Origin of the sequence: Bacillus sp. 522_BSPC, from assembly GCF_001076885.1 — a bacterium.
In the GTDB taxonomy this organism is placed as follows: domain Bacteria; phylum Bacillota; class Bacilli; order Bacillales; family Cytobacillaceae; genus Niallia; species Niallia hominis.
On the sequence record NZ_JVDT01000010.1, the window covers coordinates 1 to 16,464 of the forward strand.

The following is a 16,464-nucleotide window of genomic DNA, read 5'->3' on the forward strand; positions in this document are numbered from 1 at the left end:
GTTCCATTGCGCTACAGACGCTCGCTTTCCGCGGGGAGGAAGCTCCTCGCTGCGCTGCGGGGTCTCAGCCTTTCCTCCACTTCCCGCAGGAGTCGAACGTCCTCCGCTCCATTACACTTCGTTTTTTAAACCTTTTTCTAAAAAAATAAAAGCGAACATTTACGCGAATTAATCACATTATAGTTCGTGTTTATTGTTAGTTGAGATGCTTATGTCCCATCCTCTATATAAATTATCTATGTGTTTCTTTCATGATTCTACTTCCGCATCCACAAATAATGGAGTGTTTTAATTTTTTGATTGGCTGTTTACACTCTAAACAAATGAACTCGCTTTTTCGCTTAGCCTTTTGAACATTGTTCACAGGTTCCGTAAAATTGGAGACTATGGGAGCTGATATTGAATTTAGATATGGATTTCGCAAATGATTCTACCTCCCTTAATGTAGGATACCAAATATCCACTATTTCACCGCAATCGCTACAGACAATATGATAATGTTCTTCTTTTTTCCATTCATATTTACTTAATCCTTCGCCAAATTGTATCGCTTTCAATAGCTCTAATTCTATAAATAAATGGATGTTATTATAAACAGTAGTAATACTTACCGAAGGCATATTCTCATTTAGGACATGATAAATTTCATCTACTGTCCAATGCTTATTGTCTTTAGATAGAATATTAATTAATTCAAGTCTCTGTGGTGTAAGACGAATATTTTTTTCTTTCAACAGGTTTTTAGCCTTTTCTATACTAAGCATAGAATTCTTCCTTTCTACGTAATATCTTCTTAAATAGTAAGTTCACCCTCGAAGAAAGCGTTTTCTTTTAAACATTAAAAATTTCCGAATTTATACCTTAAATAATAGAATTATAGTTTTAATTATATACACTTTATAATAATAGTCAATATTAATTTAAAATAATTATAAATAAAGATTGGATTGGTTTCATTTTTGCAATAAAAAAACTGCTAAGATTCAAGTTGTTAATGAATCCTAGCAGTTTTAATACATGACTATTTTATTAGTAGGAGCTTTTCAACAATCCTTGAATTAATTACATAAATAAGCGAAGTATTTATTGATATTTTTTAAATACAATAGTAGCGTTATGGCCGCCGAAGCCTAGGGAATTACTCATTGCTACATTTACTTCTTGCTTTCTATGGGCATTAATTACATAATCTAAATCACAATCTGGATCTGCTGTTTCAAAATTAATTGTTGGTGGAAGAATGTTGTCTCTAATTGCCAAGACGCTAAAAATAGCTTCGACTCCACCTGCTGCTCCAAGCAAATGACCAGTCATGGATTTTGTTGAGCTCATTGGGACTTTATAAGCATACTCTCCAAAGACTTCTTTAACAGCCATCGTTTCAAATTTATCATTATATGCTGTGCTTGTTCCATGTGCGTTAATATAAGAAACATCTTCTGGTGCAAGTCCGGCATCATTAATTGCCATTTTCATGGCTCTTGCTCCACCTTCTCCTCCGGGTGCAGGGGAAGTAATATGATAAGCATCTCCTGTGGAACCATATCCTACTATTTCTGCATAAATGTTAGCACCTCTTGCTAAAGCATGCTCCAATTCTTCTAGCACCACAATTCCTGCACCTTCACCAATTACAAATCCATCACGATTCGCATCGAATGGTCTACTTGCTGTTTTAGGATCTGGATTAAAGGATAAAGCGGTATTTGCGCAGAAACCAGCTACGGACATCTTTGTAATCGGCGCCTCTGCTCCACCAGTAATCATCGCATCAGCATCTCCACGCTGAATAACTTTAAATGCGTCTCCAATAGAGTTTGTTCCCGTTGCACAAGCAGTAACAGTACAAGAATTCACTCCTCTTGCACCTAATGTTATCGAAACTTGTCCAGATGCCATATCTGGAATTAACATCGGTACAAAGAAAGGACTTACTCGTTTATAGCCTCTTTTTTGGAACATTTCATATTGATTTTCGAACGTTTCCATTCCGCCAATCCCGGAACCAATCCACACGCCAATACGAGGAGCATTATCATCTGTTATTTGTAAATTAGCATCTTTTACTGCCATTAAGGATGCTGCAACCGCATATTGTGTAAAACGATCCATTTTTCTAGCATCTTTTTTTTCCATAAAATCTTCCGGATTGAAATCCTTCACTTCTGCTGCTACCTTTGCGGGATATTCATCAGCATTAATTCTTGTGAGTGGTCCAATTCCCGAAACTCCAGCTATAATATTATCCCATGTAGTTACTGCATCATTACCAAGTGGCGTTACAGCTCCAATACCAGTAACAACTACTCTTCTATTCGTACTCATGTCCTATTCTCCTTTTTGCTATATTTATCAACATAAATCTGCTAGTTTTCTTTTTACAAATCAAGGAATCTTATCTTCCCCAACGCATAGCAATTGCACCCCAAGTCAAGCCTCCACCGAAACCGACCATTACAAGGACATCATCCTCTTTAATTTTACCTGTTTCTAATTCTTCCACTAAGGAAATGGGAATAGATGCCGCACTTGTATTTCCATATTTATGAACTGTTTTGGATAACTTCTCTTCTGGTAAATCCAATCTTTGTCTTGACGCTTCCATGATGCGAATGTTCGCTTGATGTGGAATAAGGAAATCTACATCTTCCTTGGACAATCCTGCTTTTACCAACACATTTTCACTGCTTTCGCCCATTTGACGAACCGCAAATTTAAAGACTTCTCTACCATTCATGTAAATATAGTCTTCATCATCTAAATAAAGATGTTTCCCACCAGAACCATCTGCTCCTAATTCGAATGAAAGAATCCCTCTTCCATCTGAAACTTTACCTAGTACAGCAGCTCCAGCTCCATCCCCAAAGAGTACAGCTGTATTACGATCTTCCCAATTTGTAATTTTAGAAAGCTTCTCTACGCCAACAACCAGTACATATTTATAAACCCCTGTATCAATAAATTGCTTTGCTGTCACCATACCATACATAAATCCTGCACATGCCGCACTTAAATCCATTGCTGCAGCCTTTTTTGCACCTAGTCTTTCTTGAATCATACATGCAACAGATGGAAATGACTGATCAGGTGTAACCGTTGCGACCATTATCATATCAATATCTTCTGGATGAATGCCAGCATCAGCAATTGCTTTCTTTGCTGCTGCTAATGCAATATCCGATGTATCTGTATTGTCGTCCGCTATTCTTCGTTCTTCTATGCCAGTTCGCGTTCTTATCCATTCATCATTTGTATCAACCATTTTCTCTAAATCAAAGTTTGTTAAAATTTTTTCTGGAAGTTCACGGCCAATACCAATTATTCCTGTACCCAAAGCTTTCAGCTCCTTTATATTCACCGGTTACCCGGTATCTCTCTCTTATTTGTTTTAATGCAGTTATTCCTTATCCTCATTTAAAAAATTGTCATGTATATTCATCCCTCAGTGATCTATAAACAAAATAAGGATGTTTTTTTTTTAGTTTACCCTAATTTGTTCAATATGGTCTAAATAGAAAGGAGAAAATTACAGTATTACATTAATATATTATTATCAATTATTATGACTTGGTACTAATTTTATCAAATTCCTCCTCTCTTTTGCAACATATTTTGTTTTCTATTACATTGGTCTAAGCATTTACCGATGTTTTTCATAACATATTAAGAGCATAATTTAGAATGTATTTTAGGAGGAAGAAATGTGGACGATTATAAAGAGGAACTATCTGATGAAAAAGATCAAAAGGATGTTATAGCAGATGAAAAAACAGAAATGGATCACTTTTCTCTATTTATGTTTGGTACAAACAGTCGTTCCATAAGAAAAAAGGAGTCACTAGAACATTCTCAACGAACGGATGAGGAGCCTTCCATTTCAAGAGGAGTTAAAGGAGATGATTGGATTCTTGGTAGAAGTAATAGGCAATCCAATCAGGTAGAAGAAAAGGAGGAAAAGGAGGAAAAGGAGGAAAATGCAAATTTTGATGCTGTTGCAAACTTTATAAATCAAATAGACCTTGAACTCCTTATGAAGAATGTCGATATGTTTATGACATCAGCGAATGATTTAAAGCCTCTATTCAAAAAAATAACCCCTTTCGTAAAAAAATGGATGGATTAACTTAGTATGAATTGATTACTTGTTAGTCCATTCCCAGTTTTGATTCTATTTTATCTTCTTGCAATACATTAAAAATTATTTACGTCGTGTCAGGTCATCATATACTTATTCTTTTTCTCACTAAAGGACAAGGCTTTCCTAAAATAAAAAGAAATACCATCATGACATTATTAGAAGCCTTTTCCTTTTATTCCTCATTTGGCAGCTTTCCAGTCTTCTTATACCGATTTAAATCCTTCTGTATGGATTCAACAATATCTTGATCAATACTTGGACTGAATTCCCCTAAATATATGGTACCCTCTCTAATTCCACAGATTTGAGTACCGGAGTGAAGTTCCCCTTCATCAAATTCAGTGGCAATTTGTTCATAAAGTTTAGGAATATCTTGAACCGTGCTTGTTAGCACTGTGTACTTTCCTAAATTCGCTTGATCAGAAATATAACCAACTACGTGTAGACCTTTTTCTTTAATGCTTTCTACTATTTCTACATTAAAGCCATCTCCTACTGGATAAACAATATCCACATTCTTACTGATTTGATCATTTAATATGTTCATTGCCTTTTCTCGATTATCCCAATCATTCACAAATTCTTTTATGACTTTTGCATTTTTGTTGACATATTTGACTCCATCTTTAAATCCATTAACTTCTTCTTGCCATTCATAGGCACCAATTACACCAATAGTATTTGTTTTTGTCATCTGTCCAGCTACCATTCCACCAAAGAAGCCCATTGGATAATTTTCAAACTTAATATTGGTTGTATTATCTTTTGTCGCAGGCTCTCTCCCATTTATACTGACAAAATGAATGGAAGGATACTTAGAGGAAAGGATATTAAAATATTGGACAAAATCACCACCATGTCCAAAAATCAAATTGACACCTTTCGCTTTAAATTCCTTTACTGCCCTTTCTGTTATGGTATAAGAATCAATTGACTCTTTATAAAAAACATCCACACCAAGTTTAGTATGAATATTTAACAGTCCCTTATATCCTTTTGTACCCCAAACTTGATCACTTACTGTACCACTGACTAGAAGCCCTACTTTTTCAACCTTTCCTTTTTTAGCAATCGATCCATTAAAAAAAAGGAAAAGCAAAAGAACACACATAATTAGAGGAAGGATAATGATAATCTTTCCTCTAATTATTTTATTTCGGATGTTCATTAATGCTTTTTTCATTATTATTACTCCTATAACACTATTAAATTCTATATAATAAATGGTGCTTTTTCTGTTTATCTAAGTTCTCTGAAATACTGCGTTTATTTATTACTATTATCTCTTCTAATCCTTTTAAATTTTCTATATCTTTATGAACGCTTTTAGGTACATTCCATTTTAAATGTTCTAAGCATCTTTGCCAATGGTTTATTACATTACTTTTTAATAGAATATCCTTATTTTGTCCTTTATTTGTCTGTTTTACTACTTCCGATACAGCATCTTCGATATAAATCGCATCTGTAGGATATTCTCGTAAACCTATGCGAACAGCATCCTTTTCATTTCCTTCTACTAGCTGCTGAAACAAAAAATCGCTTGGCTGCCATGGCCCATATAATGTGGGCATATGTATCATCTGAATCATATAGCCTCCAAGGTCATCTCTAATGGAAGAAAGTAATTCTCTTTCTTTTTCTATTGCCATAATATTTACTAAGAAAACAAGTTTTTTATTAAAAAGCAATTCTTTATCACTACAGTCAAAAATGTGCCTTTTCATTGTTCTATACAAGGATTGTAGGCTTTCTATTGTATATAGGTCAAAAAAAAGATGGTCAATGCTTGCATCTTGGAGTATAGATCCAAGTTGATCCCAGCTTATTTCACTAAAATTTGCATTTCTGCCTATTTCCATTCTTTTATCTTCTATATCAGCTATATTTATATGCGGGAAAGATACACCTATTATCTCCTCTCCCTCTTCTAATAGTGCTCCACATATATGAAAACCGAGGAATTGATATGCACCGAATACTACTGCCTTCTTCATTAAAAAGCCTCCCATAAATAATTACTTAATGTATTCATATGCATGTAAAAAGGTAAATATTTCGAAGTACTTTAGGAACCATACAGTCAAAAATCATACACAGGATTACTTAGTTTCATGAAAGAAAAGCGAAAGATGTTGTTCGTTTAACATATGCTCATTGAACAACATCTTTTCTTCTAAAGTTTTTTTTCATACTTTCTAAAAAAAGAAGCAATTTGTTTCGGCATTGCACTTCGTTTTTCTGGTAGAACATAGGAGACAAAAATCGGCAAACTTTTTTCTTCCCAAATAGCAGAAGCTTTTTTTAATGCATGGGATTGATAATAGGACCTACCATTGTGGAGGATTTGAATGATTTTTGTCGGTGTATCAGTCTCCTCTAGCTGGTACTCCTTTTTATCCTTTAATAACTCCATTAATTCATGCTTATTTGTATTAAAAGCAATACTGATTTCATTGGTTAACTTCTTAATAAAAAACTTATGCTCTTTTTCCCTTTCTAAATGCTCCTTTAAAGATAGAATAGGGTTTAACAGAACAACAGATCGAATATTATCCTTCATTTCCATCATTAAGCGAATAGCTGTTAAGGCACCCATACCTTCTGCAATAATATGAATTCTGTGATTCAGTATCTCTGTACGAATAATATGTTCATATAGTCTTTTTGCCATCTGCAAAGCTTTTTCACTACCCCAATTTTTCCCATATAAATTGGAATAAAAAATGGTATAGCCATTATCCAGCAATGATTCAATTAAGGTTCTCTTTCCCTCATTTTGGTTCCAAAAACTATTTGTATCTGTAACAAAATTCCTTTCGTCTCCAATAATTAAGATACCGAAACCATTAGGTCGATGAGGATAATGTATCATGTTCCATTCGGTATCTAACTGGAAGTTCCGGTTCTCCATCTTAAAAACTCCTTTTTAGCATTTTCCTTTTAATAATGTATGTCTCTTTTATTAAAATGTAAGGGAGTTTGCCTATATTCCAAGAAGAAATGCGGAGTTACACGACCAAATGACATTGATTTTTCTCATCTCTCCTCCCTTAAAAATAATCATTGCATATATGGGAAGACAATTTATATGATGAAAAAGTGAAGAATTTAAGAAAGCTATATCATTCACATTTATTATTTATCTACTATGTGGTAAGATGAGTATGATTAGCAAGCTATAAAGAGGTGATTTCGGTTGCGTTACATAATGACAATTTTTTGGACATTTTTACTTGCTCAAATGTTAGTTTATGTTGTTGGTTCAATGAATGGGGTTCCTTTTGACTTTTCAATGGGAATGATTCTAACAGCTGTCTTTTCCGTAGTAGTTTTCATTCTATCAGCCCTTATTCCAAATGAACCTACTCATGAAGAAGGTTCCCATTAAGAATATGTCACTGTAGTAAATGGTGTTTAAATAATATATTCAATTAGGGGGGAATTCCCTAGTTCGTATATTTATTTAAACACCTTTTTAGTATGGTAACAATAAAGGTAATGTTCTAGCGTCAAAGCAGAAAACTTATGGTTTTTATACTGTAAAAAAGCAGCCTAAAATATCGTTTTCTTTCTATATTTTAGGCTGCTTAGACGAAGGTAAAATCTTTATTCCTTACGTTTTAACACAATATGTTCGTTTTCTTCATCAATCTGTACATGATCATTTTCTTTTATTTTTCCGCCAATGATGTCTTTCGCTAATAATGTTTCAATCGTCTTTTGCAAAAATCTTCTAAGCGGTCTTGCTCCAAATTTAGGGTCAAAGCCATTTTTCGCCACAAATTCTTTCGCTTTGTCTGTCATTTCAATGGTTATATGCTGATCAGTAAGCCGTCCTTGTAATTGATCAACAAGCTTTGAAACAATGTCCTTAATATTCGCTAATGTTAATGGCTTAAATAAGATAACCTCATCTATTCTGTTTAAAAACTCTGGTCTAAAATGACCATTTAATTGTGCCATTACTCCATCTCTAATTTCTTTGGGAATCTCATTTGCATCTCCAGTTTCTAATAATAAATGGGAACCAATATTAGATGTCATAATAATTACGGTATTTTTAAAATCGACCGTCCTACCCCTTGAATCTGTTATTCTTCCATCATCAAGAACTTGAAGCAAAATATTGAATACCTCTGGATGAGCTTTTTCCACCTCGTCTAAAAGAACAACAGAGTAAGGCTTTCTTCTAATTGCTTCTGTTAACTGACCGCCCTCTTCATACCCTATATATCCAGGAGGAGCTCCAATTAAACGAGATACGGCATGTTTCTCCATATACTCAGACATATCAATACGAATCATTTGTTCCTCACTATCAAATAGGGTTGCTGCTAATGTTTTAGCTAGTTCTGTTTTCCCAACCCCGGTAGGTCCTAAAAATAAGAAGGAACCAATTGGTCTATTCGGATCCTTTATTCCAGCTCTTGCTCTTAATACAGCATCACTAACTAGCTCAACTGCCTCTGATTGCCCAACCACTCTTTCTTGCAGAATTGCTTCTAAACGTAAAAGCTTTTCTCGTTCTTTCTCTACTAATTTGGAGACAGGAATACCAGTCCATCTGGCAACAATATTAGCGATTTCTTCTTCGGTAACTTCTTCTCGAAGAAGACGATTTTCCTGCTCTTGTTTCGCTTGACCTTCCATTTCTTTAATTTCTTTCTCTAATTTTGGAATACTTCCATGTCTTAACTCAGCCGCTTTATTTAAATCATAGTTATTTTCTGCATCCTCTAACTCTCTCTTTTTCCGTTCGAGCTGTTCTTTTTTCTCCTGAATGGATTGCAAAGCATCTTTTTCATGTTGCCATTTAGCCTTTAATGCATTCGAACTTTCTCTTAAATTCGCTAGTTCTTTTGCAATAATAGCCAATCTCTCTTTACTTTGGATATCTTCTTCCCCATGTAATGCGGCTTCTTCAATTTCGAGCTGCATAATTTTTCTTGTCAGCTCATCAATTTCAATCGGCATGGAGTCTATCTCGGTACGAATCATCGCACATGCTTCATCAATTAAATCAATTGCTTTGTCTGGCAAGAAACGTTCTGTTATATACCGATCAGATAAAGTAGCCGCTGCAATGATAGATCGATCTTGAATATTAACACCATGATGGATTTCAAATCTTTCTTTTAGCCCTCTTAAAATAGCAATTGTATCTTCTACTGTTGGCTCCGATACAAGAACCTGCTGAAAACGACGCTCCAGTGCAGGATCTTTTTCAATATACTGGCGATGTTCATCTAATGTTGTAGCACCAATACAATGAAGTTCCCCTCTTGCCAGCATCGGTTTAAGCATATTCCCTGCATCCATTGCTCCATCTGTTTTGCCTGCCCCAACTATCGTATGCAATTCATCAATAAATAAAACGATACGTCCATCGCTATTTTTCACTTCCTGTAAAACAGCCTTTAGACGCTCCTCAAATTCCCCTCTAAATTTTGCTCCTGCCACTAATGCTCCCATATCTAAAGAAAATATCGTTTTATCCTTTAATCCTTCAGGTACATCTTTTCGGACAATTCGTTGTGCCAGCCCTTCCACAATAGCTGTTTTACCCACACCTGGTTCACCAATTAAGACGGGATTATTTTTAGTTTTTCTTGATAAAATTCGAATGACATTCCGGATTTCATTATCTCGCCCAATTACTGGGTCAAGCTTCCCCAGCTTTACTTCATCCACGAGATCTCTGCCATATTTACTAAGTACTTCATATGTTGCTTCTGGATTCTTGCTAGTCACTTTCTGTGTCCCCCTTATCTCTTTTATTGCTTTTTTCATTTCTTCAAATGGAATACCCTCTTTTTTGAATATCGTTCCTACCGTTGATTTTTCTATTTTATATGTGGCGAGAATTAGATGCTCTACGGACAAATACTCATCTTCCCATGCAAGCATCTCTTCTTCTGCTTTCGTTAAAAGCTGTTGCAAACCAGCTGTTATATAGACTGTTCCCTGTTCGGAACCACTTAAGGATACTTGTGGCTTTTTCTGTAATTCTTTTGTTAATTTATCCAAAATCCTATTCGGTTCTATTTGTAGTTTTTGTAGTATAGAAGTCAATAAATTATCTTGCTGATGAAGAATAGCCAAAAACAAATGGATATCATCTATTTCTTGATGACTTTCCTTTATTGCAAGGGATTGTGCTTCTGTTATTGCTAACTGGACTCTTTCTGTCATCTGTTCTACATTCATTTTACAAGACTCCTTTTGACCTTTTTTGACCTTTGATTTTATTATAGTATATTTTATCCATATGTAAAGGGATCTCTCTTATACAAAGAGTAATGTTCAACATAATGATATCTCAATGGAGATATTTATCATGAAGCTGACTCTTTAAGAGAAATCCCTTTTATTAAGCATCTATTTGTTGATTTTCTGCTGAAATCAACAAAATGTTAAATCCAAAATGGTTTCACATGAAAGTATTTTGAATCGAATAACTACTTATTTATTATGGTCTTCTTTGATAGGACCATAATCGATTATGGTTGGACGTTTCTGGAAAGCGATCTCCTGCTTTCATTTTTAACTTTTGAGGGTTATTTACGTTACTTCCGGTTTCACCAATTTCTATATATAAACCATTGTTTGGTGCCTTTTGCCCTGGACGAAACTGTCTATTTTGACCCAAAATAAACTCCTCCTTTATCCATTACCATTTGAGCAGTTAAGTAAACACGAAGAGAAAGTTGATATTACTTAACTGCTATTAGTATGGCCTTTTTTCAAATGAAAATTACGGAAAATAATTACTGGTATTGAAGTTGGTTAGTTATAAATTGTTTACACATACTAAAGATAGTATTTCCACAGAAAAAGACGATTAACAATGGTTAATCGTCAAAGACTGTAGACAAACTCCGAAATTTTAGAGAACAGACGTTTTTCTATAGTATATTTACTAATCTCTTCGAATAAGATGTTGCTTTCCGCTACAGGGGTTCGCTTTCCGTGGGGCTCGCGCTGAGCCGCTTCGGCCTACAGCCTGCAGGGTCTCAGCTGTCTCGCTAATCCCACAGGAGTCTCACCCCTTCCACTCCAAGCAACGGATATAAATTTAATTTATCTTTTTAAAAATCTTTTTGTCGACTAACTGAGACGATTAACAATAGTTAATCGTCAAGGACTTTTTCATTTTAAAATTTCCACTAATAGTGCTTTTTGTGCATGCAATCTATTTCCTGCCTGTTGAAAGACATATGAATGATTCCCGTCAATAATTTCTGTTGTTACTTCTTCTTCTCGATGGGCTGGTAAACAGTGTAAGAAGATATAATCCGCTTTTGCATGCTTCACTAAGTCTGCATTAATTTGAAAGCCTTGGAAATCCTTTAAACGCTGTTCGTTTTCCGCTTCCTGTCCCATGCTGGTCCATACATCCGAGTATATGGCATCTGCTTGGTGGACAGCTTCCACTGGATCATTTGTAAGGACAATCTCACTGCCGCTTGCTTCAGCAAAAGAATAAGCTAATTCTGCCACTTTTGTATCTACTTCATAATTTTTCGGTGTAGCAACGGAAATATCAATCCCTACCTTTGAGCATGCTACTAGCAAGGAATGGGCAACATTATTTCCATCACCAATATAGGCAAGCTTTAAACCTTTTAAAGTCCCTTTCACTTCTAATATCGTAAGCAGGTCTGCTAATGCCTGGCAAGGATGATACAAATCCGTTAACCCATTAATCACTGGGATTGTTGCATGCTCTGCTAATTCTTCCACAATTGAGTGAGAAAATGTACGAATCATAATCCCATCCACATATTGTGATAGAACTTTTGCGGTATCAGAAATAGTTTCTCCTCTTCCGATTTGGAGGTCACGACTATTTAGATAAAGGGCATGACCTCCTAGCTGATGCATGCCTGCTTCAAAGGATACTCTTGTTCTTGTAGATGATTTCTCAAAAATCATTCCCAATGTTTTCCCTTGAAGAGGAGCAAATAATTCTCCATTCAAGTGCGCTTCCTTTATTGTCTTTGCCTTATCGAGTAATTCAAGAATCGTTTCTTTTGAATAATCAGCTAATGTTAATAAATCTTTTCCCTTTAAATTTAAATCGGATGCGATCATCATACCGTACTCACTCCTTTTTTTATCTCTTCATGCCATTCCTGAATGGAATGAACAGTTAATTCGTTCTCTTTGAAAGAGGTAATAAATGCCTCTAAGCTTTCCTTTTGTGTAAAAGTAATTATCCGATTTCTTGTAGCTAATTCACGAGATAATTTATCTTCTTTTAAATTTGTTGGATTGTAAAAAGCAACTGTTCTCTTATCCTTTAATAACGATTCAACCGTATTATTATCAGCCATTTTTACAGAAAGCTGTACCTGTTCAGCCACTTTATAAATCGCCTCTAAGTCTTCTGTCGTTTTTACAACTACTTTCATTTCATGTTTCGGCATTTTCTTTAAGGTAGGATGAAAGACTTTTTTCAAAGCCTTTTCAACAGTGGAAGCAAGTGCAATCCCCTCGCCTGTTGAACGCATTTCTGGTCCTACTTTAGAATCTAAGCCCTTTAAAGCATAATTGGAATAAACAGGGTACTTGACACAAGTAAATTTAATATCATCGGTAAACGTCTTTTCTTCTTCAGTGAAAGCATATTTCCCAAGCAATATTTTTGTCGCAATTTGTACTAGTGGCACCCCAGTTACTTTACTTACAATCGGAACGGTGCGACTGGCACGAGGATTAACTTCAAGCACATAAACCTCTTCGTTATTAATAATATATTGGATATTCATTAACCCTTTATAACCTGTATGTCTTACAATTTTTTTAGCATAAGTAATCATTTTTTCTTTTATGTTTAACGATAAATTTCTAGCAGGTAATAATGATAGACTATCGCCTGAATGTACTCCTGTTTTCTCAATATGCTCCATAATAGTTGGAACACAAATATCGACTCCATCAGTGGCCAAATCCAATTCTGCCTCAGATGCCTCCATAAATTGATCAACAAGCACTGGATATGGTACATCTGTTTGCAAATATAATTGTAATGCATATTCATCATTAATACGTTCCATTCCTTTGCCGCCAATAACGTAAGATGGACGGATTAGAACTGGAAAACCTATTTTCTGCACTGATTGTATAATCTTCGCTTCACTTTCCGCTATATCTCCTTGAATATGCGGTATATCTTCTTCTTCTAAAAGCTTATAAAATAAATCCCGATCTTCTAACACATCAATGGTACTGCTGTTTGATCCCAGAATACGAACACCGTATGCTTCTAGCTCTTTTGCAACATTAAGTGCTGTTTGACCACCTAATTGTACAATGACATCCTTGATCCCCTCTGATTCGATAACATTCATAATATCCTCTACTACTAATGGTTCAAAATACAGGCGGTCTGCAGTAGCAAAATCAGTACTGACGGTCTCAGGATTGTTATTAATAATAATCGTTTCAATTCCTTCTTCTTTTAAAGCAAATACTCCATGAACAGAGCAATAATCAAATTCTATTCCTTGCCCAATTCTTATTGGTCCACTACCAATAACAAGCACTTTTCGTTTATCACTTTTATTTTGTTCATTATCTCCATAGTAGCTGGAATAATAATAATTTGTCTTTGCTTCAAACTCAGCCGCACATGTATCCACCATTTTATAAATAGGGAGCACAGCAAATTGTTTACGTTTTGCTCGAATCTCTTTTTCAGAGCAATTCCAAGCACTGGCTAAAAAGGCATCACTAAACCCTTTTTCTTTCCACTTCCATAACTCCTTTTTTGTTACTGTTTGGAGCGAAGAATGGATTATTTCTTTTTCCATATCTATTAATCTTTTAAAATTATGCAGGAAAAACAAGTCGATTTTTGTTATATCATGGATTTTAGTAACTGACTCTGACTTTCTAATAAGTTCGAGAATGACAAAAAATCTTTCATCTGTTTGTTCGAGCATTTTTGCATATAACGCTTCAACAGACATCTCGTTTAATCCAGGTAACGTTAAATCGTTCCCTTTTATTTCAAGGGAGCGAATTGCTTTTAATAAAGCCCGCTCCATATTCCGATCTATTCCCATTACTTCTCCTGTTGCCTTCATTTGTGTTCCTAGTTTTCTTGATACAGCAGGAAATTTATCAAATGGCCATTTAGGAATCTTAACAACTACATAATCTAATGCTGGTTCAAAACTTGCAAATGTATCGCCGGTAACCGGATTTATCAGTTCATTTAGCGTGTAACCAACTGCCAATTTTGCAGCCATTCTTGCAATCGGATAGCCAGTAGCTTTAGAAGCTAAGGCAGATGATCTGCTTACTCTTGGATTTACTTCAATTAAATAATATTTCTTGCTGTTCGGGTCTAATGCAAATTGGATATTGCATCCGCCAATTATTCCTAATGCAGAAATGATTTTAATAGAAGCAGAACGAAGCATTTGATATTCTACATCTGTCAATGTTTGAGATGGAGCAATAACAATGCTGTCACCAGTGTGGATTCCAACTGGATCGATGTTTTCCATATTGCAAATGGTAATACATGTATTCATGCTATCTCGCATTACCTCATATTCTACTTCCTTAAAGCCAGCAATACTTCTTTCCACTAAGCATTGACCAATTGCACTTTCTTTCAAGCCACCAGTTACAAGATTAGTGAAATCTTCCATATTTTCAGCAATGCCGCCACCTGTTCCGCCTAGCGTATAGGCAGGGCGTACAATGATAGGGAAACCTATTTCATTGGCAAAGTCTACAGCTTCTTCTACTTTATGAACAATTTTGCTTTCTGGTACTGGCTCATTTAAGTGATACATTAATTCTCTAAACGCTTCTCTATCTTCTCCTTTTTTAATCGATTCGATAGAGCTTCCCAGTAATTTCACTTGATACTTTTCTAAAATGCCTTGTTCACTAAGTTGAAATGCAAGATTTAATCCTGTTTGGCCCCCTAAAGTTGCAAGGATTCCATCAGGCTTTTCTTTTTGAATAATCATTTCTAATACATCTACTGTCAATGGTTCGAAATATATCGAATCTGCAAATGTTTCATCTGTCATGATTGTAGCTGGATTATTATTAACAAGTATGACTTTATATCCTTCTTCCTTTAAAGCCATGCATGCTTGTGTACCAGCATAATCAAATTCTGCTGCCTGACCAATTACAATTGGTCCTGATCCTATTACAAGTATAGTATTTATCGTCGTGTCTTTAGGCATATGCAAAAACTCTCCCATTATTTGCTTTAACGTCTTCTATAAATTCATCAAATACATAACAACCTTCAGAAGGTCCTGGATTCGCCTCTGGATGAAACTGAACAGTTTGCAATGGATACATGCTATGAGACAGTCCCTCTACCGATCCATCGTGAAGATTATAAAATCTTGCTTCACAGCCAGTAGCAGTTAAACTTTCTTCTTTCACTACATAGCTATGATTTTGTGAGGACATAATCACCCTCTTTTTCTTTCGATCCATTACAGGATGATTGGCTCCTCTATGTCCAAATGATAGTTTAGTTGTTTCTGCCCCAAGTGCTAATGCTGCAAGCTGATGCCCTAAGCATATACCAAGTGTTGGATAATGCGTAATCAACGCTTTAATGGTTGGCAAAATCCCCTCTAATTCCTTCGGGTCCCCTGGTCCATTGGAAAGAAGAATTCCATCAGGTTGTAATGATTTAATACTTGTAAATTCTGTATTATATGGTACTACCGTCACTTTACATTCACGTTCTAATAATGCCGTTAACATGCTTTCTTTTTTTCCGAAATCAACGAGGACAATATGATATTCTCCCTGTCCATATGTTTTAAAATTCTTATCTGAAACTTTTGCTACTTTTCCATCTTCCTTTAAAGAAAAGGTATTACTAGTAATCTCTTTTTCTGCAGTCATAACTGCAGGCATGGAACCCGATTGTCTTATATTTTTGACAATCGATCGAGTATCCACATGTGTAAGCATCGGTATATCCCATTTGTTCAAATAATCCTGTAGTGAATATTCAGCCTGATAATGATAAGCCTCGCTATTTGATTCATAAACAATAACACCCGCTACATGTGGCTGTTTGCTCTCAAAATCTTCCTTATTGATTCCATAATTTCCGATTAGCGGATACGTAAATACGATTATTTGATCCTTATACGAAGGGTCTGTTAATACTTCCTGATACCCAGTCATTCCAGTAAAAAATACGATTTCTCCCTTTACCTCTTTGACTTTTGCCTCTATTGCAAAATCGCCTTTATATTTCACACCATTGCTTAAGTGAAGATAACCTTCCATTGTGTTTACACCTCGATAATGAATGTATAGTT

13 protein-coding genes are annotated in these 16,464 nt (G+C 35.3%); 2 read left to right on the forward strand and 11 right to left on the reverse strand.

Features of this window, described 5'->3' with window-relative positions; translation table 11 throughout:
• Nucleotides 1–341: 341 nt before the first annotated feature.
• From ADJ83_RS01000 to ADJ83_RS01010, 3 genes are all read right to left on the reverse strand, one after another.
• Nucleotides 342–764, reverse strand: a complete 423-nt coding sequence (locus tag ADJ83_RS01000) for a Fur family transcriptional regulator (RefSeq protein WP_031538209.1) — start codon at nt 762–764, stop codon at nt 342–344.
• 319 nt (nt 765–1,083) lie between these two features.
• Nucleotides 1,084–2,325, reverse strand: coding sequence for a beta-ketoacyl-ACP synthase II (fabF, locus tag ADJ83_RS01005; RefSeq protein WP_031538208.1), 1,242 nt, complete (start codon nt 2,323–2,325; stop codon nt 1,084–1,086).
• Nucleotides 2,326–2,395: 70 nt separating this feature from the next.
• On the reverse strand, nt 2,396–3,334 hold the full coding sequence (locus ADJ83_RS01010) for a beta-ketoacyl-ACP synthase III (RefSeq protein WP_031538207.1): 939 nt from the start codon (nt 3,332–3,334) through the stop codon (nt 2,396–2,398).
• Nucleotides 3,335–3,703: 369 nt separating this feature from the next.
• Between ADJ83_RS01010 and ADJ83_RS01015 the strand changes: the two genes are divergently transcribed.
• Nucleotides 3,704–4,123, forward strand: a complete 420-nt coding sequence (locus tag ADJ83_RS01015) for a hypothetical protein (RefSeq protein WP_031538206.1) — start codon at nt 3,704–3,706, stop codon at nt 4,121–4,123.
• Nucleotides 4,124–4,310: 187 nt separating this feature from the next.
• Here the strand turns inward: ADJ83_RS01015 and ADJ83_RS01020 are convergent, their stop codons facing one another.
• From ADJ83_RS01020 to ADJ83_RS01030, 3 genes are all read right to left on the reverse strand, one after another.
• Nucleotides 4,311–5,321, reverse strand: coding sequence for a BMP family ABC transporter substrate-binding protein (locus ADJ83_RS01020; protein WP_160314239.1), 1,011 nt, complete (start codon nt 5,319–5,321; stop codon nt 4,311–4,313).
• 22 nt (nt 5,322–5,343) lie between these two features.
• The gene (locus ADJ83_RS01025) at nt 5,344–6,135 is read right to left on the reverse strand and encodes an NAD(P)-dependent oxidoreductase (protein WP_031538204.1); all 792 of its coding nucleotides are present in this window, start codon (nt 6,133–6,135) and stop codon (nt 5,344–5,346) included.
• Nucleotides 6,136–6,314: 179 nt separating this feature from the next.
• On the reverse strand, nt 6,315–7,052 hold the full coding sequence (locus tag ADJ83_RS01030) for an alpha/beta hydrolase (protein ID WP_031538203.1): 738 nt from the start codon (nt 7,050–7,052) through the stop codon (nt 6,315–6,317).
• Between the two features lie 297 nt (nt 7,053–7,349).
• On the opposite strand from ADJ83_RS01030, the gene ADJ83_RS01035 reads away from it, so the two are divergent.
• Nucleotides 7,350–7,529, forward strand: a complete 180-nt coding sequence (locus ADJ83_RS01035) for a YjzD family protein (RefSeq protein WP_235251674.1) — start codon at nt 7,350–7,352, stop codon at nt 7,527–7,529.
• 218 nt (nt 7,530–7,747) lie between these two features.
• On the opposite strand, the gene clpB is transcribed toward ADJ83_RS01035, so the two are convergent.
• The 5 genes from clpB to ADJ83_RS01060 all read right to left on the reverse strand — a co-directional run bounded on the left by clpB (nt 7,748) and on the right by ADJ83_RS01060 (nt 16,432).
• The gene (gene clpB, locus ADJ83_RS01040; protein ID WP_031538201.1) at nt 7,748–10,348 is read right to left on the reverse strand and encodes an ATP-dependent chaperone ClpB; all 2,601 of its coding nucleotides are present in this window, start codon (nt 10,346–10,348) and stop codon (nt 7,748–7,750) included.
• Between the two features lie 262 nt (nt 10,349–10,610).
• Nucleotides 10,611–10,790, reverse strand: a complete 180-nt coding sequence (locus ADJ83_RS01045) for a YjzC family protein (protein WP_031538200.1) — start codon at nt 10,788–10,790, stop codon at nt 10,611–10,613.
• Between the two features lie 500 nt (nt 10,791–11,290).
• On the reverse strand, nt 11,291–12,238 hold the full coding sequence (gene argF, locus ADJ83_RS01050) for an ornithine carbamoyltransferase (protein ID WP_396953883.1): 948 nt from the start codon (nt 12,236–12,238) through the stop codon (nt 11,291–11,293).
• The gene (locus ADJ83_RS01055) at nt 12,235–15,357 is read right to left on the reverse strand and encodes a carbamoyl phosphate synthase large subunit (protein WP_031538198.1); all 3,123 of its coding nucleotides are present in this window, start codon (nt 15,355–15,357) and stop codon (nt 12,235–12,237) included. Before ADJ83_RS01055 ends, argF begins: the two co-directional genes overlap by 4 nt.
• Nucleotides 15,350–16,432 carry a carbamoyl phosphate synthase small subunit gene (locus ADJ83_RS01060; RefSeq protein WP_031538197.1) on the reverse strand — a complete coding sequence of 361 codons (1,083 nt, stop codon included), beginning with the start codon at nt 16,430–16,432 and terminating at the stop codon, nt 15,350–15,352. The genes ADJ83_RS01055 and ADJ83_RS01060 overlap by 8 nt, the downstream gene beginning before the upstream one ends.
• Between the last annotated feature and the right edge of the window lie 32 nt (nt 16,433–16,464).

Excerpts from the sequence above, each read along its gene's own strand:
- ADJ83_RS01000 (WP_031538209.1), bottom strand. The coding sequence starts at position 764 with ATGCTTAGTATAGAAAAGGCTAAAAACCTGTTGAAAGAAAAAAATATT.
- fabF (WP_031538208.1), bottom strand. The coding sequence starts at position 2,325 with ATGAGTACGAATAGAAGAGTAGTTGTTACTGGTATTGGAGCTGTAACG.
- ADJ83_RS01020 (WP_160314239.1), bottom strand. The coding sequence starts at position 5,321 with ATGAAAAAAGCATTAATGAACATCCGAAATAAAATAATTAGAGGAAAG.
- ADJ83_RS01025 (WP_031538204.1), bottom strand. The coding sequence starts at position 6,135 with ATGAAGAAGGCAGTAGTATTCGGTGCATATCAATTCCTCGGTTTTCAT.
- ADJ83_RS01030 (WP_031538203.1), bottom strand. The coding sequence starts at position 7,052 with ATGGAGAACCGGAACTTCCAGTTAGATACCGAATGGAACATGATACAT.
- ADJ83_RS01035 (WP_235251674.1), top strand. The coding sequence starts at position 7,350 with ATGACAATTTTTTGGACATTTTTACTTGCTCAAATGTTAGTTTATGTT.
- clpB (WP_031538201.1), bottom strand. The coding sequence starts at position 10,348 with ATGAATGTAGAACAGATGACAGAAAGAGTCCAGTTAGCAATAACAGAA.
- argF (WP_396953883.1), bottom strand. The coding sequence starts at position 12,238 with ATGATGATCGCATCCGATTTAAATTTAAAGGGAAAAGATTTATTAACA.
- ADJ83_RS01055 (WP_031538198.1), bottom strand. The coding sequence starts at position 15,357 with ATGCCTAAAGACACGACGATAAATACTATACTTGTAATAGGATCAGGA.
- ADJ83_RS01060 (WP_031538197.1), bottom strand. The coding sequence starts at position 16,432 with ATGGAAGGTTATCTTCACTTAAGCAATGGTGTGAAATATAAAGGCGAT.